Origin of the sequence: Actinomadura terrae (genome assembly GCF_022751215.1) — a bacterium.
Lineage (GTDB): Bacteria > Actinomycetota > Actinomycetes > Streptosporangiales > Streptosporangiaceae > Spirillospora > Spirillospora terrae.
On the sequence record NZ_JAICDG010000010.1, the window covers coordinates 73,688 to 97,832 of the forward strand.

The 24,145-nt window shown below is 74.6% G+C and carries 25 protein-coding genes and 1 pseudogene; 7 read left to right on the forward strand and 19 right to left on the reverse strand.

Features of this window, described 5'->3' with window-relative positions:
- Positions 1-12 precede the first annotated feature (12 nt).
- Together K2F47_RS38945 and K2F47_RS38950 are read right to left on the reverse strand one after the other, a co-directional pair.
- Entirely contained in the window at positions 13-408 is a 396-nt protein-coding gene (locus K2F47_RS38945; protein WP_242911274.1) for a thiol-disulfide oxidoreductase DCC family protein, read from the reverse strand.
- 41 nt (positions 409-449) lie between these two features.
- Positions 450-1,076, reverse strand: coding sequence for an HIT family protein (locus K2F47_RS38950; RefSeq protein ID WP_372491005.1), 627 nt, complete (start codon positions 1,074-1,076; stop codon positions 450-452).
- Between the two features lie 182 nt (positions 1,077-1,258).
- On the opposite strand from K2F47_RS38950, the gene K2F47_RS38955 reads away from it, so the two are divergent.
- Positions 1,259-1,891 carry an Asp23/Gls24 family envelope stress response protein gene (locus K2F47_RS38955; protein WP_242911275.1) on the forward strand — a complete coding sequence of 211 codons (633 nt, stop codon included), beginning with the start codon at positions 1,259-1,261 and terminating at the stop codon, positions 1,889-1,891.
- Positions 1,892-1,926: 35 nt separating this feature from the next.
- Here K2F47_RS38955 and K2F47_RS38960 read toward each other — a convergent pair whose 3' ends face one another.
- The 6 genes from K2F47_RS38960 to K2F47_RS41880 all read right to left on the reverse strand — a co-directional run bounded on the left by K2F47_RS38960 (position 1,927) and on the right by K2F47_RS41880 (position 7,893).
- Complete coding sequence (locus K2F47_RS38960; RefSeq protein ID WP_242911276.1) at positions 1,927-2,541, reverse strand: hypothetical protein; 615 nt, start codon at positions 2,539-2,541, stop codon at positions 1,927-1,929.
- Positions 2,542-2,630: 89 nt separating this feature from the next.
- Positions 2,631-4,616, reverse strand: a complete 1,986-nt coding sequence (thrS, locus tag K2F47_RS38965) for a threonine--tRNA ligase (RefSeq protein WP_242911277.1) — start codon at positions 4,614-4,616, stop codon at positions 2,631-2,633.
- A gap of 285 nt (positions 4,617-4,901) precedes the next feature.
- A complete protein-coding gene (locus tag K2F47_RS38970) occupies positions 4,902-6,383 on the reverse strand; it encodes a sugar porter family MFS transporter (RefSeq protein ID WP_242911278.1) in 1,482 nt (493 codons plus the stop codon).
- Positions 6,384-6,434: 51 nt separating this feature from the next.
- Positions 6,435-7,067: a class I SAM-dependent methyltransferase gene (locus K2F47_RS38975; protein WP_242911279.1), complete on the reverse strand. Its 633-nt coding sequence runs from the start codon at positions 7,065-7,067 to the stop codon at positions 6,435-6,437.
- A 126-nt stretch (positions 7,068-7,193) separates the two neighbouring features.
- The gene (locus K2F47_RS38980) at positions 7,194-7,769 is read right to left on the reverse strand and encodes a cysteine dioxygenase (protein ID WP_242911280.1); all 576 of its coding nucleotides are present in this window, start codon (positions 7,767-7,769) and stop codon (positions 7,194-7,196) included.
- A gap of 40 nt (positions 7,770-7,809) precedes the next feature.
- Entirely contained in the window at positions 7,810-7,893 is an 84-nt protein-coding gene (locus tag K2F47_RS41880; RefSeq protein WP_372491008.1) for a putative leader peptide, read from the reverse strand.
- 164 nt (positions 7,894-8,057) lie between these two features.
- Here K2F47_RS41880 and K2F47_RS38985 point away from each other — a divergent pair, with 164 nt between their 5' ends.
- Together K2F47_RS38985 and K2F47_RS38990 are read left to right on the forward strand one after the other, a co-directional pair.
- Complete coding sequence (locus tag K2F47_RS38985) at positions 8,058-9,305, forward strand: sensor histidine kinase (protein ID WP_242911281.1); 1,248 nt, start codon at positions 8,058-8,060, stop codon at positions 9,303-9,305.
- A gap of 51 nt (positions 9,306-9,356) precedes the next feature.
- A complete protein-coding gene (locus tag K2F47_RS38990; RefSeq protein WP_308198541.1) occupies positions 9,357-10,031 on the forward strand; it encodes a response regulator in 675 nt (224 codons plus the stop codon).
- A gap of 29 nt (positions 10,032-10,060) precedes the next feature.
- Here the strand turns inward: K2F47_RS38990 and K2F47_RS38995 are convergent, their stop codons facing one another.
- On the reverse strand, positions 10,061-11,017 hold the full coding sequence (locus K2F47_RS38995) for a quinone oxidoreductase family protein (protein WP_242911282.1): 957 nt from the start codon (positions 11,015-11,017) through the stop codon (positions 10,061-10,063).
- A gap of 40 nt (positions 11,018-11,057) precedes the next feature.
- On the opposite strand from K2F47_RS38995, the pseudogene K2F47_RS39000 reads away from it, so the two are divergent.
- Positions 11,058-12,286 (forward strand): annotated as a pseudogene (locus tag K2F47_RS39000) (acyl-CoA dehydrogenase family protein).
- Positions 12,287-12,322: 36 nt separating this feature from the next.
- On the opposite strand, the gene K2F47_RS39005 reads toward K2F47_RS39000, so the two are convergent.
- Positions 12,323-13,342, reverse strand: a complete 1,020-nt coding sequence (locus tag K2F47_RS39005; RefSeq protein ID WP_242911283.1) for an ROK family transcriptional regulator — start codon at positions 13,340-13,342, stop codon at positions 12,323-12,325.
- Positions 13,343-13,416: 74 nt separating this feature from the next.
- On the opposite strand from K2F47_RS39005, the gene K2F47_RS39010 reads away from it, so the two are divergent.
- Together K2F47_RS39010 and K2F47_RS39015 are read left to right on the forward strand one after the other, a co-directional pair.
- Positions 13,417-14,613 (forward strand): MFS transporter, encoded by a 1,197-nt coding sequence (locus tag K2F47_RS39010; protein WP_242911284.1) that lies wholly within the window; start codon positions 13,417-13,419, stop codon positions 14,611-14,613.
- Positions 14,614-14,750: 137 nt separating this feature from the next.
- A complete protein-coding gene (locus tag K2F47_RS39015) occupies positions 14,751-15,317 on the forward strand; it encodes a luciferase domain-containing protein (RefSeq protein WP_242911285.1) in 567 nt (188 codons plus the stop codon).
- A 79-nt stretch (positions 15,318-15,396) separates the two neighbouring features.
- Here the strand turns inward: K2F47_RS39015 and K2F47_RS39020 are convergent, their stop codons facing one another.
- The 8 genes from K2F47_RS39020 to K2F47_RS39055 all read right to left on the reverse strand — a co-directional run bounded on the left by K2F47_RS39020 (position 15,397) and on the right by K2F47_RS39055 (position 22,176).
- Positions 15,397-15,600 (reverse strand): cold-shock protein, encoded by a 204-nt coding sequence (locus tag K2F47_RS39020; protein WP_030173892.1) that lies wholly within the window; start codon positions 15,598-15,600, stop codon positions 15,397-15,399.
- Positions 15,601-15,856: 256 nt separating this feature from the next.
- Positions 15,857-17,140 carry a kynureninase gene (kynU, locus tag K2F47_RS39025; RefSeq protein ID WP_242911286.1) on the reverse strand — a complete coding sequence of 428 codons (1,284 nt, stop codon included), beginning with the start codon at positions 17,138-17,140 and terminating at the stop codon, positions 15,857-15,859.
- Positions 17,137-18,183, reverse strand: coding sequence for an amidohydrolase family protein (locus K2F47_RS39030; protein ID WP_242911287.1), 1,047 nt, complete (start codon positions 18,181-18,183; stop codon positions 17,137-17,139). The genes kynU and K2F47_RS39030 overlap by 4 nt, the downstream gene beginning before the upstream one ends.
- Complete coding sequence (locus K2F47_RS39035) at positions 18,176-18,748, reverse strand: 3-hydroxyanthranilate 3,4-dioxygenase (protein ID WP_242911288.1); 573 nt, start codon at positions 18,746-18,748, stop codon at positions 18,176-18,178. Before K2F47_RS39035 ends, K2F47_RS39030 begins: the two co-directional genes overlap by 8 nt.
- A complete protein-coding gene (locus tag K2F47_RS39040; RefSeq protein ID WP_242911289.1) occupies positions 18,745-19,188 on the reverse strand; it encodes a RidA family protein in 444 nt (147 codons plus the stop codon). Before K2F47_RS39040 ends, K2F47_RS39035 begins: the two co-directional genes overlap by 4 nt.
- Complete coding sequence (locus K2F47_RS39045) at positions 19,185-19,931, reverse strand: 2-keto-4-pentenoate hydratase (RefSeq protein WP_242911290.1); 747 nt, start codon at positions 19,929-19,931, stop codon at positions 19,185-19,187. The genes K2F47_RS39040 and K2F47_RS39045 overlap by 4 nt, the downstream gene beginning before the upstream one ends.
- Positions 19,928-20,728 carry a 2-keto-4-pentenoate hydratase gene (locus K2F47_RS39050; protein WP_242911291.1) on the reverse strand — a complete coding sequence of 267 codons (801 nt, stop codon included), beginning with the start codon at positions 20,726-20,728 and terminating at the stop codon, positions 19,928-19,930. Before K2F47_RS39050 ends, K2F47_RS39045 begins: the two co-directional genes overlap by 4 nt.
- 11 nt (positions 20,729-20,739) lie before the next feature.
- Positions 20,740-22,176 (reverse strand): 2-hydroxymuconic semialdehyde dehydrogenase, encoded by a 1,437-nt coding sequence (locus K2F47_RS39055; RefSeq protein ID WP_242911292.1) that lies wholly within the window; start codon positions 22,174-22,176, stop codon positions 20,740-20,742.
- Positions 22,177-22,305: 129 nt separating this feature from the next.
- Between K2F47_RS39055 and K2F47_RS39060 the strand changes: the two genes are divergently transcribed.
- The gene (locus tag K2F47_RS39060) at positions 22,306-23,256 is read left to right on the forward strand and encodes a LysR substrate-binding domain-containing protein (protein WP_242911293.1); all 951 of its coding nucleotides are present in this window, start codon (positions 22,306-22,308) and stop codon (positions 23,254-23,256) included.
- A gap of 13 nt (positions 23,257-23,269) precedes the next feature.
- Here the strand turns inward: K2F47_RS39060 and K2F47_RS39065 are convergent, their stop codons facing one another.
- Positions 23,270-24,145: an alpha/beta hydrolase gene (locus tag K2F47_RS39065; protein WP_242911294.1), complete on the reverse strand. Its 876-nt coding sequence runs from the start codon at positions 24,143-24,145 to the stop codon at positions 23,270-23,272.

Consider the following 24,145-nt stretch of genomic DNA (forward strand, 5'->3'; position numbering starts at 1 on the left):
AGGCCCGCGCCGTCAGCCGGACGCCCCGGGCCGCCGCGCGGCGGGCAGCGCGCACGCCGCCGTGCCGCCCGGCATCCGCTGCCGGTTGTTCGCCACCAGCCGGTAGACGACGTGCGCCGCCCAGCTCACCGGGGGGACGCGCATGACGACGCCCAGCGCGCGCCAGGGGCCGCCCGCGGCGGTCAGCAGCCGCCCGATCGCCTCGGCGCCGCCGCTGATCCGGCCCGCCCTGTCGATCCACAGGACCTCGTGCTCGGCCCGCTCCGCCGTGGTGCCGAGCGCGTCGAGGTCGGCGAACTGGAACGCCACGACCGTCGCGTCCACGGGCACGCGGCGCTCCAGGAACCGCACCGAGGACGTGCAGAACCCGCAGTCGCCGTCGTACACGAGGACGGGCCGCTCCCTCATCTGACCTCCCGACCGCACGGAACCTCCGGTCGCCGCGCCGCTCACGGGTGCGGCCACGCGTCGGCGAGCAGCTGCCGGGTGTCGCGCAGGAGCTGCGGGAGCACCTTCGTGTGCCCAACGACCGGCATGAAGTTGGTGTCGCCGCCCCAGCGCGGCACGACGTGCTGGTGCAGGTGCGCGGCGATGCCCGCGCCCGCGACCAGGCCGAGGTTCATGCCGACGTTGAACCCCTGCGCGCCGCTGGCCTTGCGCAGCGCCGCGAGGGCTCGCTGGGTGAACACCGCGAGCTCGCGGTACTCCGGCTCGTCGAGGTCGCCGTAGTCGGCGACGTGCCGGTACGGGACGACCATGAGGTGCCCGGAGTTGTAGGGGTAGAGGTTCAGCACCGCGTACACCGCCACGCCGCGCGCCACGACGAGGCCGTCCTCGTCGGTCATCGCGGGGATCTCGCAGAACGGGCAGCCGTCGTCGGCCTCGGTGCCGGTCGGCTTGCCCTCGCCCTTGATGTAGGCCATGCGGTGGGGGGTCCACAGCCGCTGGAAGTTGTCGGGCGTGCCCGCCCCGCCCCTCTCCTCCTCGATGCGGGGGCTGCGTTCGGTCCCGGAGCCGGCGCCGGACGCGTCGTCGCGCCCCGTCCGGTCCACCGGCTCATCCGGCTCTGCGCTCAAGGCGGCGGTCTCCTTTTGTTCACGGCCTGACCAGCAGCATAGAGAGGGACGCGCGGGCCCCTGTAGCCGGGCTCCCCCGGCCGCGGGGCCCCGCTGGTGACGCGCCCGCGAAAGCGCTGTTGCGTGACGTCCGGCGGCCCGCTCCGCCACCATGGTCACCTAGCCGACCACAGGGAGCGATCATGACCGACCCCGACCAGGGCCGCGCCGGCGACGGCGGCGAGCCGCGCGCCGAGGCCGGGTCGCTGCCGTTCTACCCCGGCCCGCCGGGACGGCCGGGGCCGGGGCCGGGGCCGCTGCCGCCGGGCGCCCCGCTCTCGGCGCCGCCGGCCTCGCTCATCCCGCACATGCCCGCTCCCGCCGCCGCGCACACGCCGCTGACGCTCCACGGCGGCGGCCCGGGCCCCGCCTCGGCGCCGCCCCTGTCCAAGGAGACCCCGGACGCGCCGCCGCCCCCGGGGGACGCCGGGGACGCCGCGTCCGTGGACGGCCGCATCACGATCGACGACGAGGTGGTCGAGAAGCTCGTGGCGATGGCCGCGCTGGAGGTGCGGGGCGTCGCCGGGCTGGTCCCGCGCCCGGGCCAGGACGGCGGGCGCGGCACGGGCGGCGTCCGGGTCCTGATGCACGACGACGAGGTGACCCTCGACCTCGGCATCGCCGTCGGCTACGGCAGCGTGATCATGGAGGTGGCGCGGATCGTGAAGGCCAATGTGGCACGGGTCGCGGCCCTGATGCTCGGCATGCGCGTCGCGGCGGTCAACATCGCCGTCGAGGACGTCCGCATGCCCACCGAGCCCCCGCCGACCGCCTAGGAGGCTCAGCGCGCCCTCAGCCGTGGGCCGGGACTTCAGTGAGCACGCGACTGGGCGGCCACGCGGGCGTAGCAGGTCTGCATGGCGACGCCGAGCGAGATCGTAGTGACCTTGACGCGTTCGACGAGCGCCGGCGGGACGCCGGTAAAACGGAACGTGTGCGGCGCGCCGCCCCGCACGGCCGCCTGCTGCGACCGGGGCGCGTACCCGCGCAGCGCCATCTCCGCGCGGATCGCGCCGCTGGCCGACACCGTGATCACGACCTCGACGGCGTCGCGGACCGCGCGGTAGTACGCCGTTCCCGCCGGGCACCAGGTGAGCGAGGTCCCGCCGCCGTTCTCGCCCGGCATCGGGGGGCCGCCGCCCTCTCCCCCGCCGGTGCCGGGCCGCAGGCCGCCCGTGCCCCCGGTGTCGTCCGTGCCCTTGGAGCCACCCGGGGACGGGACGATCGGCGGCTCCGACACCCCCGGCGCCGCGGCCGAGGGGGTGCCGCCGGGCCGCGGGGTGACCCGGGCCCCGGCCGCGCCCCTGCGGCCCTCGTCCTCGTCGATCAGCGGCAGGACCAGGACGACGACGGCGGCCACCACGAGCAGCAGGGCCGTTCCGTAGCCGGCGATCCGGACCGGGGCGGAGCCGAGCCCGCGAGGCACGCGGGGCCCGCGGGCCCCGCGACGCGGCCTCGTGGACGTCATCTCCGCGCTCTCCCAGGTCGTGGCACGTGACGAGAGAGGGTACCGGCTCAGATCTGCACGCGCGCCTCGACCGCCTTGACGATCTCCTCGACGGCCTCGTCGATCGGGACGGCGTTGCGCTGCTCGCCGTCGCGGTAGCGGAACGACACCGCGTCCTTGGCGACGTCGTCGTCGCCCGCGAGCAGCATGTAGGGGATCTTCTGCTTCTGCGCGTTGCGGATCTTCTTCTGCATCCGGTCGGACGAGGCGTCCACCTCGACGCGGACGCCCCGCTCGCGCAGCCGCTCGGCGACCCGCTCCAGGTGCGGGACGTGGGTGTCGCCGATCGGGATGCCGACGGCCTGCACGGGCGACAGCCAGGGCGGCATCGCGCCCGCGTAGTGCTCCAGCAGCACGCCGAAGAACCGCTCGATCGACCCGAACAGCGCCCGGTGGATCATGACCGGCTGCTGCCGGGTGCCGTCGGCCGCCTGGTACTCCAGACCGAACCGCTTGGGCTGGTTGAAGTCGACCTGGATGGTGGACAGCTGCCAGGTCCGGCCGATGGCGTCCTTGGCCTGGACGGAGATCTTCGGGCCGTAGAACGCGGCGCCGCCGGGGTCGGCGACGAGGTCGAGCCCGGACTCCTCGGCGGCCTGGCGCAGCGCCTCGGTCGCCTCCTCCCAGTCGGCGTCCTCGCCGATGAACTTCGGCGAGTCGTCGCGGGTGGACAGCTCCAGGTAGAACTCGCTCAGGCCGTAGTCGCGCAGCAGGTCGAGGACGAAGGTGAGCAGGTCCTTCAGCTCGCCGCCCATCTGCTCCTTGGTGCAGTAGATGTGCGCGTCGTCCTGGGTCATGCCGCGGACGCGGGTGAGGCCGTGCACGACGCCCGACTTCTCGAACCGGTACACCGACCCGAACTCGAACAGCCGCAGCGGCAGCTCCCGGTAGGACCGCCCGCGCGCCCGGAAGACCAGGTTGTGCATCGGGCAGTTCATCGGCTTGAGATAGTAGTCGCCGCCGTCGACCTCCATGGGCGGGAAGATGTCGTCCTTGTACCAGCCGAGGTGGCCGGACACCTCGAACAGGTCGCCCTTGGTGATGTGCGGGGTGTTGACGAACTCATAGCCCGCCGCCTCGTGCCGCCGGCGCGAGTAGTCCTCCATGACGCGGCGGACGACGCCGCCCTTGGGATGGAAGATGGGCAGCCCGCTGCCGATCTCGGACGGGAACGAGAACAGGTCCAGCTCGGCGCCGAGCCTGCGGTGGTCGCGCTTCTCGGCCTCCTCCAGCAGCTTCAGGTACTCGTCCTGCTTCTCGCGGGACTCCCACGCGGTGCCGTAGATGCGCTGGAGCTGCGGGTTCTTCTCGCTGCCGCGCCAGTAGGCGCCGCCGGTCCGCATCAGCTTGAACGCCGGGATGACGCGGGTGGTGGGCAGGTGCGGCCCGCGGCACAGGTCCTTCCAGCGCAGGTCGCCGGTCTTGGCGTCGAGGTTGTCGTAGATGGTCAGCTCGCCGGCGCCGACCTCGACGTCGGCGCCGTCGGCCGCGTCCTGGACCGGGCCGGAGCCCTTGAGGCCGATCAGCTCCAGCTTGTACGGCTCGGCGGCCAGCTCCGCGCGCGCCTCCTCGTCGGAGACGGGGCGCCGGGAGAACCGCTGCCCCTGCTTGACGATCTCGCGCATCCGCTTCTCGATGCGCTTGAGGTCGTCGGGGGTGAACGGCTCGGCGACGTCGAAGTCGTAGTAGAAGCCGTTCTCGACCGGCGGCCCGATGCCCAGCCTGGCCTCGGGGAACAGCTCCTGGACGGCCTGCGCCATCACGTGCGCGGCCGAGTGCCGCATGATGGCCCGGCCGTCCGGCGAGCCGATCTCCACGGGCGCCACGACGTCGCCGTCGCGCAGCTCGCCCGCCAGGTCGCGCAGCTCGCCGTTGACGCGGGCGGCGACGACCGAGCGGCCGTCGGCCTCCAGCGCCTCCCCCGCGGTGGTGCCGGCGGGCACCACCCGCTCGCCGCCTTCCAGGGTGACGCGCAGATCGGACACGGTGGACACGGGAACTCCTCATGATCGGGCGGCTGGTCGTCGGGAGCGGATCGGGGTCGCAAAGCCGTGAGGCCCCGGGATCGCTCCCGGGGCCTCACCGCGTGCAATGTCAGGACATGCGGCCGTCGCGCCGGGGTGGACCCGGCGTCGTCGTCTCCGGTACGGCGCGCATTCCCTTACTGTAGCCGACCGCCGCCCGCGCGCGCATTCCACGGCACGGGCCGGGAGGGGGTCCACACGGCCCTCAGACGGCCGCAGGGCCGCCGACGCCCACCTGCCGCACTCAGGCGCGGCTCAGGCCGGGGCGCGGCCCTCCGGCGCACGGGTGCGGGCCCGGGGGACGGCGATCGCGTCCATGTCCTCCAGCTCGCGTCCCTTGGTCTCCGGGACGCCGCGGACCACGAACAGGGACGCCAGGATCGCGAACAGCGTGTAGATCCCGTAGGCGACGCCGAGCGAGTAGCCGGAGACGCCGGGGAACGTCGTGGTGATCAGCCAGTTCGCGATCCACTGCGCCGCCGCGGCGACGGCGAGCGCGGAGGCGCGGATGACGTTGTTGAACATCTCCCCGAGCATCACCCACACGACCGGCCCCCAGGTCGCGGCGAACGCGAACACGTAGACGTTGGCCGCGACGAGCGCGACGGGCCCGGCGACGTCGCCGAGGTGCGGGTCGCCGTCCACGACCGGCGCGGTGGCGAAGCAGACGGTGAGCGTCGCGAGCGTGACCGCCATGCCCACCGCGCCCGCCAGCAGCAGCGGCCGGCGCCCGACCCGGTCGACCAGCGCGATCGCCACCAGCGTGGACACGACGTTCACCACCGAGTTGATCACGGAGGTGAGCATGGCGTCGTCCTCGCTCATCCCCGCCGCCTGCCACAGCGAGGACGAGTAGTAGAAGATCACGTTGATCCCGACGAACTGCTGGAACACCGACAGCAGGATTCCCGTCCAGACGATCGGCATCAGCCCGAAACGGCGGCCGCGCAGGTCGCTCAGCCGGACCGGGCGGTCACCGGCCAGCGACCGGACGATCTCGCTGATCTTCAGGTCGACGTCGCCGCGTCCCATGACCCGCGCGAGGACCTGCCGGGCGCGGGCCGTCTCGTGCTTCTTGACGAGGTAGCGCGGCGACTCGGGGATCGTCGTGGCGATCACCCCGTACATGAGGGCGGGCACGACCGCGCTGGCGAACATCCAGCGCCACGCGCCGCCGCCCCAGGGGAACGTCCCGGTCGCGCCGCCGTCGGACGCGCTGGCGATGACGTAGTCGACGACCAGCGCGGCGAAGATGCCGAGCACGATCGCCATCTGCTGGAGCGAGCCGAGCCGCCCGCGCAGCTCGGCGGGCGCGATCTCGGCGATGTAGGCCGGCGCGATCACCGAGGCGGCGCCGATGGCGAGGCCGCCGACCAGCCGCCAGAACGTCAGGTCCACGGCGTTGAAGGCGAGCGCCGACCCGAGCGAGCTCACCACGAACAGCGCCGAGGCGATCAGCATCACCCGGACGCGGCCGATCCGGTCGCTGAGCGGCCCGGCGAACCAGGCGCCCGCGGCGCAGCCGAGCAGCGCCGAGGACACCACGAAGCCCACGACGAACGAGCTGAGGTGGAACTGCTCCTTCAGCGCGTCCACGGTGCCGTTGATCACCGAGGAGTCGTAGCCGAACAGGAAGCCGCCGAGCGCGGCGGCGCCGGCCAGGAGAATGGCGGTGGAGGCCGAGTTCGACGGCTCGGCGCGTCCCCGCCGGGGCATCGAACGCGATCCACTGGTCATAGGCCGGATCTTCCCCGCAGCGGAGCCGTTATGCGGACGAACCGCGACGGCTCAGTCGCGCACGGCGATCCCGATCACGTGCGGCGATGCCGGATTGGGCATGGTGGTGGGCGGGAACTCGAAGCGCCGCTGGCCGCGCACGGTGAACCCGCTGCCCGCGATCCACTCGTCCGTCGGGCGGGAGACGCGGCAGCCGGCGGCGATGAGGGGCCAGGCGAGGTCGGCGTAGCGCTGGAAGCGGATCTTGCCGGGCGTCCGGCCGCGGACGTGCTCGTAGTAGCGCAGCTCGCCGCCGGGCCGCAGCACCCGCCTGATCTCGGCGAGGGCGCGGAGCGGGTCGCGCACCGAGCACAGCACGAGCGAGGCGACGACGACGTCGACGGACGCGTCGTCCAGGTCGAGGTCCTCGGCGCGGCCGGGGCGGACCCGCACCGGGACGGGCGCGCGGCTCGCCGCCTCGGTCGCCAGCGCCCGCAGCCGGGGCTCCGGCTCCAGCGCGACGACCTCGGTGACCGCCGCAGGGTAGTGCGGGAAGTTCGCGCCGTACCCGGCGCCGATCTCCAGGACCCGGCCGGACGCCCCGTCCAGCAGCTCCACGCGGTGGTCGTCCCCGCCGGCCTTGGCGACGGCGGCGTCCAGCCTCGGGTAGAGCCTGGCGAAGATCGGATGCCTGAGATCGGTCATCCCCGCAGTCTCCGTCGCCCCGGCGATCACCGCAAGATCACCGGGGCGGCGGAGCGTCGGGCGGTGCCGCGGGGGCGGGGGACGGTGCCCCCAAAGCGCCGCCGACGGTGGCGCCGCCGCGCGGGCTCACCAGTCCTCGGCGGACTCTGCCGCGAGCTCGACGAGCTCCCCGGCGGGGTCGAGGTCGTAGCGCCGCATGGACGACAGCGGCGGCGAGTACACGTGGACGCTGATCGCGGGCGCGTCGGAGGTGTTGCGCACGTCATGGACGTAGTCGGGGCCGAACGCGTGCGTCTCCCCCACGCCCACGTCCCGCGCGGACCGGACGTGGTGCTCCTGCAACGTCCCGAGGGCGACCGCGAACGCGCCGGACGAGCCGCCGTGGTCGTGGAAGCCGGTGGACTGGCCGGGGAGCCAGCTGATCACCCAGACCTCGTGGTCGACGTCCTGGTGGATCCGCTCGTACCAGCGGCCCTGCGGGTCCAGGCGGACGCGGTGCAGCCAGTCCCCGGAGTCGCGGGCGAGGGCGCGGGCCCGCTCGGCCAGCCGGGGCGGCGCGAAAGGGTCGTTCCGGGGGGCGCGGGGGGTCGTCCCCCCGGCGGGGACAGAGTTGTTCCGGGACGCGCGGGGGGTCGTCTCCCCGGCGGGGACCGGCCGGCGGGACTGTTTCGCGGGCGTGCTCGATTCGGTGGTGACGGTCATTGCGGTGTCGCTCCTCGCGGTGTGTCGTGGTCCTTTCCGTTCAGCGGGACGGGTGCGGACACAGCGCGCTGGCCTGCCGGCGCAGGTCGACGTGGAGGCGCTCGTGGAGGCTGGTGAACGTCACGACTCCCAGCCTGGACCATATTCCCTATAAAGTCAATCGGAAATTAGGAGAAGGGGCGACGCCCCAGCTCAGCGCCGGAACCCGCTGATACCCAGGGAGCGGGTCCGATCTCCCTCCCCGGGGTCAGGCGGGCGCGGCGCGCCGCGTCCTAGGCTCACTGTCAAATGAACGAACCATCGCGCCCCGAGGTCGGCGGGCGGGCCCGGCTGGTCCGGGGCGTCCGCGCCGCCCTGGTGCCGGGCCCCGACGACCCGGCCGTCACGCTGCTGCCCGCGCACCCGTTCCTGCGGATCCCGCTCCTGCTGTTCCTGGGCGGCCTCACGATCGGGTTCACCGCCGGGTCCATCGCGATCCCGATCGCGGTGGACCAGCAGCCCGCCGGGCTCTCCTGGCCGCTCGGGGTGCTCCAGGCGACGCCGCTGGTGTTCGCGGCGCGGTGGCCGCTGACGGCGTGGCGGATCGCGATGACGGGGCTCGTGCTGACGGTCATCGTGCGGCACGGCGGCGGCTTCATGCCGTGGCCGGTCCCCGCGATCCTGGCGCTGATCGTGATCCTGTTCTTCGTCGGCGTCGGCTGCGACCGCGAGACCACGGTCGGCGCGGGCGCCGTCACGATCGTCGGGGCGCTGGTCCCGGCCGTGCTGTTCGGCATGCCGAGCTGGTTCGGGATGATCCTCGCCGGGCTCGTCGTGCTCGCGCTCACCTTCGGCGACGCGGTCGGCGGCCGGCACTCCGCGGAGGAGGAGCTGCGCAGGCGCGAGGAGCAGCACCGCGAGGACCTCGCCCGCCAGGCGGTGCTGGAGGAGCGCGCCCGCATCGCCCGCGAGCTGCACGACGTGGTCGCGCACCACATGTCGGTGATCGCGATGCAGGCGGAGGCGGCCCCCTACAAGATCCCGGACCTGCCGGACGCGGCGCGGCAGACGTTCGGGATCGTCCGCGACGCCGCCCGCGAGGCGCTGACCGAGACCCGCCGTGTCGTCGGCCTGCTGCGCTCGGACGACGACGGCGCCGAGCGCGCCCCGCAGCCCGGCCTCGACCGGCTGGACGACCTGGTCTCCACCAGCCGCCGCTACGGGCTGTCGGTCGCCACCGTCATCACCGGCGTGCCGCGCCCGCTGGACGCGGGGGTGGACCTGTCGGCGTACCGGATCGTCCAGGAGTCGCTGAGCAACGCCGCCCGCTACGCCCCGGGGTCCCGCGTCCACGTCGAGGTCAGGTACGGGTCGGACACGCTCACGGTGAGGGTCACCGACGACGGGGCCCGCAGCACGCCGGAGGAGTCGCACGGCGGCGGGCACGGACTGGTCGGGATGCGCGAGCGCGTGACGATGCTCGGCGGCACGCTGTCGGCGGGCCCCCGCGAGACCGCCGGCTGGGAGGTCGTGGCAGAACTGCCCTACGGCGAGTGAGCGGCGGAGCGGGGGAGGCGACCGTTCGCGCGTGCCAATAGGGTTGCAGGCGTGACGATTCGGGTGCTGATCGCCGACGACCAGGTGATGATCCGCGACGGGCTCGCGGCGCTGCTGTCCTCCGACCCGGAGATCGAGGTGATCGGGCAGGCGGGCAACGGCCGCGAGGCGGTGGCGATGGCCCGCGAGCTCGACCCCGACGTGATCGTGATGGACATCCGCATGCCGGAGATGGACGGGCTCGCCGCGACCGCCGAGCTGGTCGGCGAGCCGATCGCCGACGCCGACCCGGCCGCCACGCGGCCGAAGGTGCTCGTGCTGACCACCTTCGACCTCGACGAGTACGTCTACGAGGCGCTCGGCTCGGGGGCCAGCGGGTTCCTGCTGAAGGACGCCTCGGCCGCCGACCTGGTGAGCGGCGTGCGGGTCGTCGCGGCGGGCGACGCGCTGCTCGCGCCCTCGATCACCCGGCGGCTGATCGGCGACTTCGCGCGGCGGCGGCGCCACCAGCGGCCGAGCCCGAAGGCGACCGCCGGGCTGACCCCGCGCGAGCTGGACGTGCTGCGGCTGATCGCGCGCGGGCTGTCCAACGCCGAGATCGCCGCGGAGCTGGTGCTGGCCGAGCAGACGGTCAAGACCCACGTCGGGCACGTGCTGACCAAGCTCACGCTGCGCGACCGGACGCAGGCGGTCGTCTACGCCTACGAGAACGGCCTGGTCGGCTAGCCGCGCCCCCGCCGGGTTCCGCGGCCCGGTCAGCGGGACGGGTCGAGGACGAGCTTGCCGGTCGTACGGCGGGCGCGCAGGTCCTCGTGGGCGCGGCGGGCCTCGGTCAGGCCGTACTCGCCGCCCGCGACGACCCGCAGCCGCCCGGTGGAGGCGAGGCCGAACAGCTCGTCCAGGGCGGTGCGCATCACGTCGCCGGGGAGCTGGAAGACGTGCGGCAGCCACATGCCCGCGATCGTGGCGGAGTGCGCCAGCAGCGCGGCGGGCGGCACCGGCGCGGGCTCGCGCCGGGACGCCATGCCGTAGAAGGCGAGCCGCCCGAAGGGGGCGAGGGCGCGCAGGCTCTGGTCGGTGACGTCCCCGCCGGTCATCTCCAGCACGACGTCGACGCGGCGGCCGCCGTTGGCCTCGACGAGCGCGTCCCTCAGCGCGGGCTCGGCCGCGTCGACGGCGGCGTCGGCGCCGAGCTCCAGGGCCAGCGCGCGCTTCTCCGCCGAGGAGGCGGTCGCGATGATCCGTCCGGCGCCGAAGGCCCGCGCGAGCTGGACGGCGAGCGTCCCGACCCCGCCCGCCGCCGCGTGCACGACGACCGACTCGCCCGGCGCCAGGTGGACGCTGCGGCGCAGCAGCAGCCACGCCGACGCGCCCTGGACGAGCAGGCCGAGCGCGGTGACGTCGTCGATGGCCTCCGGGACGTCCCAGGCCAGCGGCGCGGGCGCGACGGCCCGCTCGGCGTACCCGCCGGTGCCGACCAGCGCGACCACGCGGCGCCCGGCGCCGGTCGTGCCGACGACCTCGCCGCCGGGGACGAGCGGCAGCTCCGGCTCCCGTAGGTAGCTGTTCTCGGCCTGGTGGGTGTCGGCGTAGTTGACCCCCGCCCGCGAGACCTCGACGAGCAGGTGGCCGGGCCCGGCGACCGGGTCGGGCAGTTCGGCCGGCACCAGCACCTCGGGCCCGCCGAACTCGGTGATCTGGATCGCGCGCACGCCCACCCCCAGTGACTGACTGGTCAGTTACTGTAGCGGAATGGACTTCGGGTTGAGCGGGCGGGCGCGCGACCACCTCGACCGCCTCCAGGACTTCATGGACGCCCGCGTCTACCCGGCCGAGCCGGTGTACGCCGCGCAGCGGCGCGAGCTGGCGGCGCTCGGCCGGGAGCACCACGTCCCGCCGGTCGTGGAGGAGCTGAAGCGGGAGGCGCGCCGGCGCGGGCTGTGGAACCTGTTCCTGCCGGACGCGACGGACCCGGCGCACGGGCTCTCGGTCACCGACTACGCCCCGCTCGCCGAGCTGACGGGCCGCTCCCCCGTCCTCGCGCCCGAGGCGACCAACTGCGCGGCGCCCGACACCGGCAACATGGAGGTGCTGCACCTGTTCGGGACGCCCGAGCAGAAGCACCGGTGGCTCCGGCCGCTGCTGGACGGCGAGATCCGCAGCGCGTTCGCGATGACCGAGCCGGACGTGGCGAGCTCGGACGCCGCCAACATCGCCACCCGGATCGAGCGCGACGGCGACGACTACGTCGTCAACGGCCGCAAGTGGTGGATCACCGGGGCGGCCGACCCGCGCTGCGCGGTCATGATCGTGATGGGCCGGACGGACCCGGCGGCCCCCGCGCACCGGCGGCAGTCGATGGTGCTGGTGCCGATGGACGCGCCCGGCGTGGAGGTCGTCCGCGCCCTGCCCGTGTTCGGCTACCAGGACCAGCACGGCCACTGCGAGATCACCTTCACCGACGTCCGCGTCCCGGCGGCGAACCTGGTCGGCGAGGAGGGCGGCGGGTTCGCGATCGCGCAGGCGCGGCTCGGGCCGGGCCGGGACGCGTCCACCACTGCATGCGCGCCCTCGGCACGGCCGAGCGGGCGCTGGAGCTGATGTGCCGCAGGGCGCTGGCGCGCGAGGCGTTCGGCGGGCCGCTGGCCCGGCAGGGCGTGGTGCGCGAGCGCATCGCCGAGTCGCGGATGGCGATCGAGCAGGCGCGGCTGCTCACGCTCAAGACCGCCTGGCTGATCGACCGGCACGGGGTGGCGGCGGCGCGGTCGGAGGTCGCGGCGATCAAGGTGGTCGCGCCCCGGGCCGCGCTGGAGGTCGTGGACCGGGCGATCCAGCTGCACGGCGGCGCGGGCGTCGGCGACGACACCCCGCTCGCCGAGATGTGGGCGGGGCTGCGCGCGCTGCGGCTCGCCGACGGCCCCGACGAGGTGCACGTCCGCTCCGTCGCCCGCGCCGAGCTGGCCGCCTACACCGGCGGCTGACGGCTCGGCCGGGACGGGGCTCGGCCGGGACAGGGCTCAGCCGAAGACGGCGTCGCGCGCGAGGTCGAGCGCGGTCAGCACCGCGCCGCGCAGGACGGCGTCGCCCGCGACCAGGCTCGGCCGCACCTCGGTCGGCGCGAGCGACAGGTCGCCGAGCCGCGCCGCGACCAGCGCCGCGAGCCGGTCGCCGCCCCCGCCGCCGACCGCGCCGCCGAGGACGACGAGCCCCGGGTCCAGGACGGCGACGAGCGCGAACACGCCCTCGACGATCCGGTCGGCGAGCGCCTCGGGCCCGAGGCCCCGCGCGAAGCCCGTCTCCATCAGGCCGCAGAAGTCGGTGCCCCCGAACTTCAGCAGCCCCACCTCGCCCGCGCCGCCGGACGCGCCGCGCCGCAGCCGCCCGTCCAGGACGACCGCCGCGCCGATCCCGTCGTCCAGCCACAGCAGCACGAAGTCGTCGTGCCCGACGGCGGCGCCCTCCCGGTGCTCGGCGATGGCGGCCAGGTTGACCTCGTTCTCCAGCACCACCGGCACGCCGACCCGGTCGGCGATCACCGTGCGCAGGTCGGGCCGTCCGCCGGGCAGCTTGCCGAAGGCCGCCGCGCCCGTGCGCGGGTGGATCAGCCCGGGGGCGCCGACGACGACCGTGTGGGGGGTGACGCCGCCCGCCGCGTCCACGACCGCGTCGGCGACGAGCGCGCCGAGCTCCGGGTCCGGCGGGACCCGGCGGGAGGCCGTGCCGCGGACCGTCCCGGCGATGTCGGCGACGCTCACGTGGACGGCGCCGCGCCGCAGGTCGACCCCGGCGACGTGGGCGAGCCCGGCCACCACCCCGTAGAGCCGCGCGTTCGGGCCGCGCCGGTCGGCGCCGGACTCGCCGGTCACCTCGATCAGCCCGTCCGCGCGGAGCCGCTCGATCAGGTCGGACACGGTCGGCCGGGACAGCCCGGTCAGATCGCGCAGCTGCGGGGCCGTCAGCGGGCCGCGGTCGAGCAGCAGGTCGAGCGCGAGCCGGTCGTTGATCGCGCGCGCCATCGTCGGGGTCGCCGTCTTCACACCGCCATATTAGTCAGGAACCCTGCCGGTTAATCTATTTTCATCAGGAAGCCTACCTGTTAGTTTCGGTGAGCATGAGCAACCGCAGCGCCATCGGCGCCGTCTTCGCCGTTCACGGGGCCGTGGCCGGAACCTTCGCGACCCGGGTCCCGTGGATCGAGCACCGGCTCGGCCTCGGGCCGACCCTCCTCGGGCTCGCCCTGCTGTGCCCCTCGGTCGGCGCGTTCACGGCGATGCCGATGGCGGGCCGGCTCGCCCACCGCGTCGGCGGGCGCACCGCGACGCGCGGGCTGCTCGCCGCCTGGTGCGCCGTCCTCGCGCTCCCGGCGCTGGCCCCCGCGCCCGGCTGGCTGTTCGCGGCGATGCTGCTGTTCGGCGTCACCTCCGGCATGTGCGACGTCACCATGAACGCGCACGCGCTGATGCTGGAGCGGCGGCTGCGCCGGCCGATCATCTCCGGGCTGCACGGGCTGTGGTGCGTCGGCAGCCTCGCGGCGGGCGGCATCGGCATCCTCGCCGCCCACGCCGGCGTCGACGCCAGGCTGCACCTCGGGACCGTCGCGCTGGCGCTGCTGGCGGCCGGCGTGCTCGCGGGCCGGGAGCTGTTCCCGGACCGCGCCGCCCCCGGCGCCCCGGCGCCGCGCCGGTTCGCGCTCCCGGGGCGGGCCATCCTCGCCATCGGCGCGGTCGGCTTCTGCGGGACCTTCGCCGAGGGCGCCAGCGCCGACTGGGCCGCGGTCTACCTCACCAAGGTCGCGGACACCGATCCCGGCCTCGCCGCCGCCAGCTTCACGATCTTCATGTCGTGCATGGCGGCCACCCGGCTCGCCGCCGACCGGCTGGTGGGGCGGATCGGCCCGGTGCTGACGGTCCGCTGCGGCGGCGCGGTCGCCGTGCTCGGCGGGGTGCTCGTGGTGACGGCCCGCGCGCCGTGGCCGGGCATCGCCGGGTTCGCGCTGCTCGGCGTGGGCGTCGCGACCGTCGTCCCGATGGTCTTCGCGGCGGCGGCCGCCACCGGGGCGAACGCGGGCGAGGGCGTGGCGGGCGTCGCGACGATCACCTACCTGTCCGGGCTGACCGCCCCGGCCGTGACCGGCTGGGCGGCGGGCGCGTTCTCCTACCCGGCCGCGTTCGCCATGATCACGTGCATCGTCGCGATGGTGACGGTGAGCGCCGGCGCCCTCCGCCCGCGGACGGAAACGGCGGGCACGGACCCGGCCCCGGAGGCGGCGTCGGTTCCCGCCTCCTCCCCCGGGGCGGGTCCCTGCTGATTTCTGCCGGAAATGCCGCACATGGCCCTGCAAGCGCGAATGGACAAGCGGATGGACAAGGCCGCGGAAAATTCTGACCGTAACGATTTCGGCACGGCAGGTTCCGCCGGACGCCACCTCGGCGCAACGATTGCGGTGTGGCTACTGGCGGGAGTGGCACGGTCTCCAACGCCGGACGCGTCGTCGCCCGGCTCAGGGAATGGTCCGGGGTCTCGGTCGGCCGGGCCGACTGCGGAGTGGGCGTCGCGCTCTGCGCGGGGCACGGCCAGTTCATGCACCTGCACACCGGTGACGAGGCGGAGCTGTGCCTGACCCGGGCGGTCCTGGACCGGCTCGGCGGCGCGCTGGCCGACTCGGGGCGGGTGCTGGTCCGGCCGGGGGGCGACTGGGTCGCCGTCCGGCTCGACACCGACTCCGACGTCGCCATGGTGGTGGCGCTGGCCAGCGTCGCGATCAAGGCGCACACCCCGCCGACGGCGCGGGGGACGCGGACCACACCGTGTCCGGCCGCCTCACCGTCCCTCCCGGGCGGCTTAGGCGCACCCGACGGCCGAGGCGTCCAGGGGCGCCCGGACGACGGGCCCGGCGACCAGGACGGGACCGGCCGGGCGGATGCTCCAGCCGCATCGGACGCGGATCAACCGGGCGGGGAAGCCGAACGCCCCGGCATCCGCGATGCGGTGCCGGGGCGACGGTCCGGATAGCCCGGAAGGCCGACGGGCGGGCCTCACGCCGGGGGGCGACCCCGCCGGAGGCCCGGAGCCCTGCGATCGGCCGGGAGCCTTAGAGCGGGTAGACGCCTTCGGCCTGCGGGCCCTTCTGGCCCTGGGTGATCTCGAACCCGACGCGCTGGTTCTCCTCCAGGCTGCGGTAGCCGCTGGTGGTGATCGCCGAGTAGTGGACGAACACGTCGGGGCCGCCGCCGTCAGGCGCGATGAAACCGAAGCCCTTTTCCGCGTTGAACCACTTCACGGTGCCTTCTGCCATGCTTCCTTCTCCTCTGGTGACGCTTCACCGGCCGCCGGGCGACGACCGGGCTGCAATGCGGACAAATCTCACGTCCGCCGGATCACCCGGGGAAACGGAGAACGCCCGTTGTCTAGAACTTCTGCGGGCGTTTCATTAGCAAACGTTCGAGACTGCTGGCCAACTGCCTGCCTAACTGCAACGCATCGAACCTACCCCATGCGGGCCCCTCAAGGACACCGACACACCGGGCGCGCGAGGGCATGCCGACCCCCGCTCAGGCCGGGCCCGGGGCCAGATCGGCGAGGGCCTCGGCGGCGCGGTGGCAGTCGTGGAACGTACAGTACAGGGGGGCGGGCGCCAGCCGGACGACATCGGGTTCGCGCGCGTCGGCGACCACCCCGTGCCGCTCGGCGAGGTCCCTGACCAGGCCGCCCGCGTCCGCGACCCGCAGCGAGAGCTGGGCGCCGCGGGCCGCCGGGTCCCGCGGCGTGATCAGTTCGGCGCCGCGCGCCGGGCCGAGCCGGGACGCGAGGTAGCCGGTGAGCCGCTCGCTCCTGGCCCGCAGCGCGTCCATCCCGATCCGGTCGAAGATCTCCAATGACGCGAGCACCGGCGCGAGCGCCAGGATCGGCGGGTTGGACAGCTGCCAGGCGTCGGCGGACGCGGGCGGCGCGATGGCGGGGTCCATCCGGAACCGGACGGCCGGGTCGGTGCCCCACCAGCCCGCGAGGCGGGGCAGCGACGCGTCCCGGACGTGCCGCTCGTGCACGAAGCACCCCGCGACCGCGCCGGGCCCGGAGTTCAGGTACTTGTAGGTGCACCAGGCGGCGAAGTCGACGTCCCAGTCGTGCAGCCGGAGGGGGACGTTCCCGGCGGCGTGGGCGAGGTCCCAGCCGACGGCGGCCCCGGCGGCGCGGCCCGCCTTGGTGATCGCGGCCATGTCCATGAGCTGGCCGGTCAGGTAGTTGACGCCGCCGAGCATGAGCAGCGCGACCGTGCCGCCCTCGCGTTCGAGGAAGCCGAGGACGTCCTCGGTGCGCAGCGCGTCCTCGCCCGGACGCGGCGCGAGCCGCACGACGGCCCGCTCCGGGTCGAGCCCGTGGTGGACGGCCTGGCTGGCGACGGCGTAGGAGTCGGACGGGAAGGCCGAGTCCTCGATGACGATGCGGACGCGCTCCCCGGCGGGCCGGTAGAAGGTCGCCATCATCAGGTGCAGGTTGACGGTCAGCGAGTTCATCGCGACGACCTCGTGGGGCAGGGCGCCGACGAGGCGGGCGGCGGGCTCGCGGAGCAGCTCGTGGTAGTCCACCCAGGGGCGGCGCGCCCGCGTGTGGCCCTCGACGGCGAGCCGCGCCCAGTCGTCCAGCTCCTCGCGCAGGAGGCCCGCGACGGCCCTCGGCTGGAGGCCGAGGGAGTTGCCCGCGAAGTAGGCGGCCTCCGCGTGGGGTCCGCCCGGCGCCGGCGGGACGAGGAACTCCGCGCGCGGCGGCGGGAGCGGGTCGGCCGCGTCCAGGCGCCGCGCCTCCTCCTCCGGGCTCCCGGTCTCGTCCAGGCTCACAGGGTGCCTCCTTCCGACGTCACCAGGTCCGCGGCGGGGGCCGCGGCGGGCGCGAGGAAGTCGCGCGCGTTGCCGCCGAGCAGCCGGGCGCGCGCCGCGTCGTCCAGGCCGGGGCAGGCGCGGATCGTCGAGCCCGGCTCGCGCTCGCCCAGCGGGAACGGGTAGTCGGTGCCGAGCAGCACCCGCTCGGGGCCCATCACGTCCACGAGCAGGCGGAGCGCGCGCGGGTCGAACACGGCCGAGTCGACGCTGAACCGGTCGAGGTATCCCGAGGGCGGGCGCGGCGAGTCGGCGCGGACGATGTCGCGGTTGTGCCAGGCGTTGTCGGCGCGTCCGAGCAGGAAGGCGAAGCTGCCACCGCCGTGGCAGAAGCACAGCCGCAGCGTCCTCGGGATGCGCTCGAACGCGCCGGACAGCATCAGCCCGAGGATGCTGAGCTGCGTCTCGGCGGGCATCCCCGACAGCCACGGCAGCATGTGGCCGCGCATCCGGTCGGCGCCGAGCATGTCCCACGGGTGCGCGAGGACGGGCAGCCCGATCCCGGCGCAGTGGGCGAGGAACGCGGTGATGCCGGGGTCGGCGAGGTCGCGGTCGCCGACGTGGTTGCCGATGTGCACGCCGCGGTGCCCGGCCGCCGCCGCGCGGGTGGCGACCTCGCAGGCGAGCGCCGGGTCCTGGAGCGGGACCTGGCACAGCGGGAGCAGCCGGTCGGGGGCGTCCGCGCAGAAGGCGAGGATGCGCTCGTTCACGAGGTCGCACCAGTCGGCGGCGCGGGCCGGTTCGGCGGCGTACCCGAACATGAGCGGGGTGGAGGAGACGGCCTGCGCGTCGACGCCGGCCGCGTCCATGTCGGCGAGGCGGCGCTCGGGGTCCCACAGCCCGGCGTGGACGGGCCGGTACTCGGCGTCGCCGCTCATCATCATGCCGGTGCCGTCGGCGGCGACGCGCAGCCACGGCTCGTCGGCGTCGGCGAGCACGCGCCCCTCGGCGCGGGTGAAGTGAGGGAAGACGTGCGAGTGCACGTCGACGACGGGCTCAGCCACGGGGCGCCGTCACCGGGACCATCGACTCGGGCCACTGCTTGCCCGGGTGGACCGCGCCGCAGTGCGGGCACCTGCGGTCGCTGTCGTAGAAGCTCTGGAAGACCGGCGGGAGGTCGTCCACGATCGAGCGCACCTGCAACTCGGCGCGGTGCACCAGCCGGTGGCACTCGACGCAGTACCACTCGAAGGACTCCAGCGTCCCCTCCGGGCGCGGGATCTCGACGACGAGGCCGATCGAGCCCTCCTCGGGCCGCTGCGGGGAGTGCCGGACGTGCGGCGGCAGCAGGAACACGTCGCCCTCGTTGATCTGGACGTCGACCGGCGGGCGGCCGGCCTCCTCCATGACCCGCAGGACCATGTTGCCCTTGAGCTGGTAGAAGAACTCCTCCTTCGGGTCGTCGTGGAAGTCGGTGCGGCGGTTGGGACCGCCGATGACCATCACGATCAGGCCCGCGTCCTGGAACACCTGGACGTTGCCGACCGGCGGCCTGAGCAGGTCGCGGTGCTCCTCGATCCACGCCTCGAAGTTGAAGGGCCGTCCGAACGTGAGCTGCGGAAGGGTCATGCTCCGGCCTCCTTACCGGTGGTGCGGGCGGCCGGGACGTAGGCCACGCACGAGATCTCGACGAGCAGGTGGGGGTGCGGGAGCTGGTGGACGGCGACGGTGGTGCGCGCGGGCCCGGTCTCGTCGAAGTACTCGGCGTAGACCTCGTTGTAGCCGCCGAAGTCGTTCATGCTCACCAGGTACGTGGTGATGTTGACGACGTCGGCGAGCCCTCCCCCGGCGGCCGCCAGCAGGTCCCCGATGTTCTCGATGACGGCGCGCGTCTGGGCGCGGATGTCGAGGTCGGTGACGCCCATCGCGTCGGCGCTCGCCCCGGCGAAGGTCCCGTCCGGGCGGCGGGAGCTCGTCCCGGAGACGAACACGAGGTCGCCGGCCCGCCGCAGGTGCGGGAACCGGCCGCGCGGCGCGGCCTTGCCCTCGACGAGGATCGCGTCGCTCACGTCGTCACCTCCACGGCGCCGAGGCCCGCGCAGGTCACGCGGACGTGCGCGTCCTTCGGCAGCGGGACGGCGGCGGTCGCGGCGCCCGCGAGCACCACCCAGCCGGGTTCTAGCCGGATGCCCGCGCCGAGCGCGAGCCGCGCCGCCGCGCGCAGCGACCGCGCGGGGTCGCCGAGGATCGCGGCGGACGACCCGGTCTGCGCGACCCGCCCGTCGATCTCCAGGACCATCCCGGCGTTGGCGAGGTCGCGCGGCGGGTGCCAGGCGCCGACCCCGAACCGGGCGGCCGAGGCGTTGTCGGCGACCACGTCGGGGAGCGTGAACCGGAAGTCGGCGAAGCGGGAGTCGAGCACCTCGAACCCGACGGCGACGCCCGCGACGGCGGCCTCGACGTCGGCGACCGAGCCGACCTCGCGTCCGATGAGGTAGGCGATCTCCGGTTCGACGCGGGGGTGGATGAGCTGGGAGACGTCCACCGAGGGCCCGGCGGGCATCGCGTCGGTCAGCAGGCCCCAGATGACGTCGTCCACGCCCATCTGGGCCATCTTCGCGCGGCTGGTGAAGCCCATCTTCACGCCCGCGAGCCGCTCGCCGCGCCGCTCGCGGCGAGCGATCACCGCGCGCTGCACGGCGTAGGCGGTCGCGACGTCGAACGGCTCCGCCTCGGTGAGCTGCGGGATCGCCCGGACGTCGCGCTCCGCGTCGTCCAGCAGCGCCGCGAGGGCCTCGACGTCGACGCTCATGACTCCTCCTTCGCGAACGCGGCGCGCACGTCGCCGAGCCCTTCGATGCGGGCCTCGAACACGTCGCCGGGCGCGGCGGGCGCCACGGGGCCGAGCGCGCCGGTCAGGACGGTGTCGCCCGCGCGCAGCGGGCGACCGACGCGGACGAGCGTGTCGGCGAGCCACAGCGCGGCGTTGAGCGGGTTGCCGAGGCACGCGGCGCCGGTCCCGGTGGACAGCTGCTCGCCGCGCCGCTCCAGCACCATCCCGCACAGCCGCAGGTCGAGGTCGCGCAGCGGGACGGGCCGGGTGCCCAGCACGTACAGGCCGGAGGAGGCGTTGTCGGCGACGGTGTCGGCGAGCGTGATGTCCCAGCCGGCGATCCGGCTGCCGACGACCTCGATCGCGGGCAGCGCGAACGCGGTCGCGCGGAGCAGGTCGGCGACCGTGTGCCGCTCGTGGGTCAGGTCGGCGTCCAGCACGAGCGCGACCTCGGCCTCGGCGCGCGGTTGCAGGACGGCGCCCGCCGGGATCTCCGCGCCGTCCGGGACGGCCATGTCGGCGAACAGCATGCCGAAGTCGGGGCTGTCGACGCCGAGCTGGGCCTGCACCGCCGCGGAGGTGAGGCCGATCTTGCGGCCGGTGAGGCGGCGCCCGGCGGCCAGGGCGTGCTCGGTGAGGCGGTCCTGGACCGCGTACGCCTCGTCCACGGACGTGATCAGGTCGCGGACGGGCGCGCACGGCACGCCGGACGCGTGCGCCCCGAGCAGGCGCTCTGCGGCCGCGCGTACCGGGTCGGAACTGGTCGGATCGGTCACTGGACTCGCTTTCAGATCTGGATGCAGACGTTGACGGGCTCGGAGAAGAAGTCCAGGGAGTACTCGCCGCCCTCGCGCCCGATCCCGGACGCCTTGACGCCGCCGAACGGGGTCCGCAGGTCGCGCAGGTTCCAGCAGTTCACCCAGACGATGCCGGCCTCGACGCGCGGCGCGACGCGGTGGGCCCGCGACACGTCCCGCGTCCACACGGTCGCGGCGAGGCCGTAGGGGCTGTCGTTGGCGAGCCGGAGCGCCGCGTCCTCGCCGTCGAAGGGGGCGACGTGGCAGACGGGCCCGAAGATCTCCTCGCGGACGGTCCGTGCGGTCTCGGGGAGCCCGGTGAGCACGGTCGGCTCGACGTAGTAGCCGCCGTCGCGGGCGTCGCCGAACTCGGGCGTCCCGCCGCCCGCGACGACCGTGGCGCCCTCCTCGCGGGCGAGGCGGTAGTACGACAGGACCTTGTCGCGGTGCTCCGCCGAGATCATCGGGCCGTAGCCGGTCAGCGCCCGGGCGCGCGCGCCGAGCCGCTCGACGAACTCCTCGTAGACGGGCCGCTCGACGTAGACGCGCTCGGTGCACAGGCAGATCTGCCCGGAGTGGGTGAAGGACGAGCGGACCGTCCCCTCCACGGCGGCGTCGAGGTCGGCGTCGGCGAACACCAGCGCCGGGTTCTTGCCGCCGAGCTCGAACGACACGGGCGTGACGTGGTCGGCGGCGTTGCGCATGATCGCCGCGCCGGTGGCCGACTCGCCGGTGAAGGCAATCGCGTCCACGCCCGGGTGCCCGGTGAGGAACTCGCCCGCCGCGCCCGCGCCGTGCCCGTGGACGAGGTTGAACACCCCGTCCGGCAGCCCGGCCTCGGCGATGACGTGGGCGAGCAGCGTCGCGGTGGTGGGCGTCTCCTCCGAGGGCTTGGCGACGACCGCGTTCCCGGCGGCGAGCGCCGGGGCGACCTTCCAGGTGAGCAGCAGCAGCGGCAGGTTCCACGGCGAGATGACCGCGACCACGCCGAGCGGGCGCCGGACGCTGTAGTTCAGCGCCTGCCCGGCCCCGCCGCTCCACCCGGGGATCTGGGTCGTGTACGCGCGCTCGGGGCGCCCGTAGAGCAGGTCGGCGTAGGCGCGGAAGTTGCCCACGGCCCGGGGGACGTCGACGGTCGCGGCCAGCTCGCGGGGCTTGCCGGTGTCGGCGGCCTCGGCGTCCACGAACTCCTCGAACCGGGCCTGGACGCCGTCGGCCACGCGGCGCAGCGCGACGGCGCGCTCCTCGGCGCTCGCCCGGCCCCACGGCCCGGCGAGCGCGGCCCGTGCCGCGGCGACCGCGTCGTCGACGACCTCGCGGGTGGCCTCGGGGACCGTGCCCAGCTCCGTGCCGTCGGCCGGGGCGAGGAGGGGGAAGGCCGGGCCGTCCGAACGGAACATCCCGCCCACGTAGTGCTCAGCCTTCATCCCGGTCCTCCACCGCTGGTGATCTGCTGGTGATCTGCCCTGCCACCTGTGATCCTGCGCCACCCGAGCTATGCCTGGCAAATACCAATCGGCGGACGAGCTATCACGAGCCTGTGATAGTAAGGGCTGATGCGCGCGATCGACCTGCTCAACGGGCGGCTCAAGCTCCGCCACCTCGTCCTGGTGGTGGCCATCGCCGACCAGGGCAGCGTCCTGCGGGCCGCCGAGCACCTGCGGCTGGCGCAGCCCGCGGTGACCCGCAGCCTGCGCGAGGTGGAGCAGATCCTGGGCGTCGAGCTGTTCACCCGGGGCCCGCGCGGCGTCACGCCGACGATGTTCGGCGACGCGTTCGTCGAGCACGCCCGCGCCGTGCTGGCCGAGCTGCGCCGCGCGGGCGAGCGGATCACCGGGCTGGCCGACGGGCAGGTCGGCACGGTCACGATCGGGACGCTGCTCGCCGGGTCCAACGTGCTGCTCCCCCGCGCGATCGCCGCGCTGAAGCGCGACCGGCCCGGCATCACCGTGATCGTCCAGGAGGCGACGTTCGACGCGCAGGTGCCCCGGCTGCTGGACGGGGAGATCGACCTGATCCTCGGCCGCCTCAACCCGATCGGCGACCTGCGCGGCCTGCGGCAGGTCACCCTGTACGGCGAGCCCGTGCGGCTGGTCGCGCGGCTCGGGCACCCGGCGCGGTCGCGGCGCCCGCTCGGCCTCGCCGACCTGCTCGACTACCCGTGGGTGCTGCCGCTGGAGCAGACGGCGCTGCGCGCGGAGCTGGAGCAGGTCTTCCGCGCCGAGGGGCTCGTCCCGCCCGGGAACCTGGTGGAGTGCACGTCGGTGCTGACCGTCCGCACCCTCGTCCGCGACACCGACATGATCGCCGCGCTGCCCGAGCTGGTCGCCGAGACCGACGCGGGGATCGCGCCGCTGCCCGTCCCGCTGGAGACCGTCCGCCGCCAGGTGGGGGTGACGCTGCCCGCGCAGCGCGCGCCGACGCCGTCCGCGCGGCTGATGCTCGACCACCTGCAACGCCAGGCCGCCGAGATCACCGGCGCCGAGCCGACCGGCCCTGTGAGCTGATCGGGTCAGCTGGTCAGATCGAGCCGATCAGGTCGAGCAGGGCGCGGAGGACGGCCGAGTCCGGGTCGGCGAGGTCGAGCACGACGTCGAAGTGGTCGCGGTCCGGGACGACCATCAGCTCGCCGTTCCCCCAGTGCGGCTGGAACCGGCGCGACTGCGCGAGGAACCCCGCGCCGTCGTGCTCGGCGACGGCGACCACGGCGGGGCAGCGGCGCGCGGCGGGCAGCAGCGCCGGGCTGAGCGCCGCCGCCCGCGCCACGTCCAGGCCCACGGTCTGGTTGACGTAGGTCCGCGTGATGGGGCGGATGTCGAACAGGCCGCTGAAGGGCATCGCGGCCTTGACCACGTCCTCGGGCAGGCCGAGCGGCCCCTGCCAGCCGCCGGTCATCGTCATCCCGGTCAGGTGCCCGCCCGCCGAGCTGCCGCCGACCACGATCCGGTCGGGGTCGAGGCCGTGCTCGCGCCCGTGCCGGTGGACCCACGCGACCGCCGCCCGCACCTGCCGGACGATCTCCTCCAGCGTCGCGCCGGGGGCGAGGGTGTAGTCGGGCACGACGGTCGCGACGCCCCGGTCGTGGAGCGCCCGCGCCATGAACGACGACACTTCGCGCGACAGCGCCATCCAGTAGCCGCCGTGCAGGAACAGGAAGACCGGACGCGGCGCGCCGCCGACGCCCCACACGTCCAGCCGCTCGCCGCTCGCCTCGTCGTAGACCAGCCCCGGATGCCCCGGCAGCCCCTCGACGGCCCGCAGCGACTCGGCGCGGTAGCGCTCCATGTGCCGCTCGAACAGCTCGGGCCCGGCCTTGCGCCGGACGTTGTAGGCGAGGTCCAGCTCCTCGTCGGTGAGGTCGTTGCCGGGCCAGTCGTTCAGGTCGTCGGTCTCCAC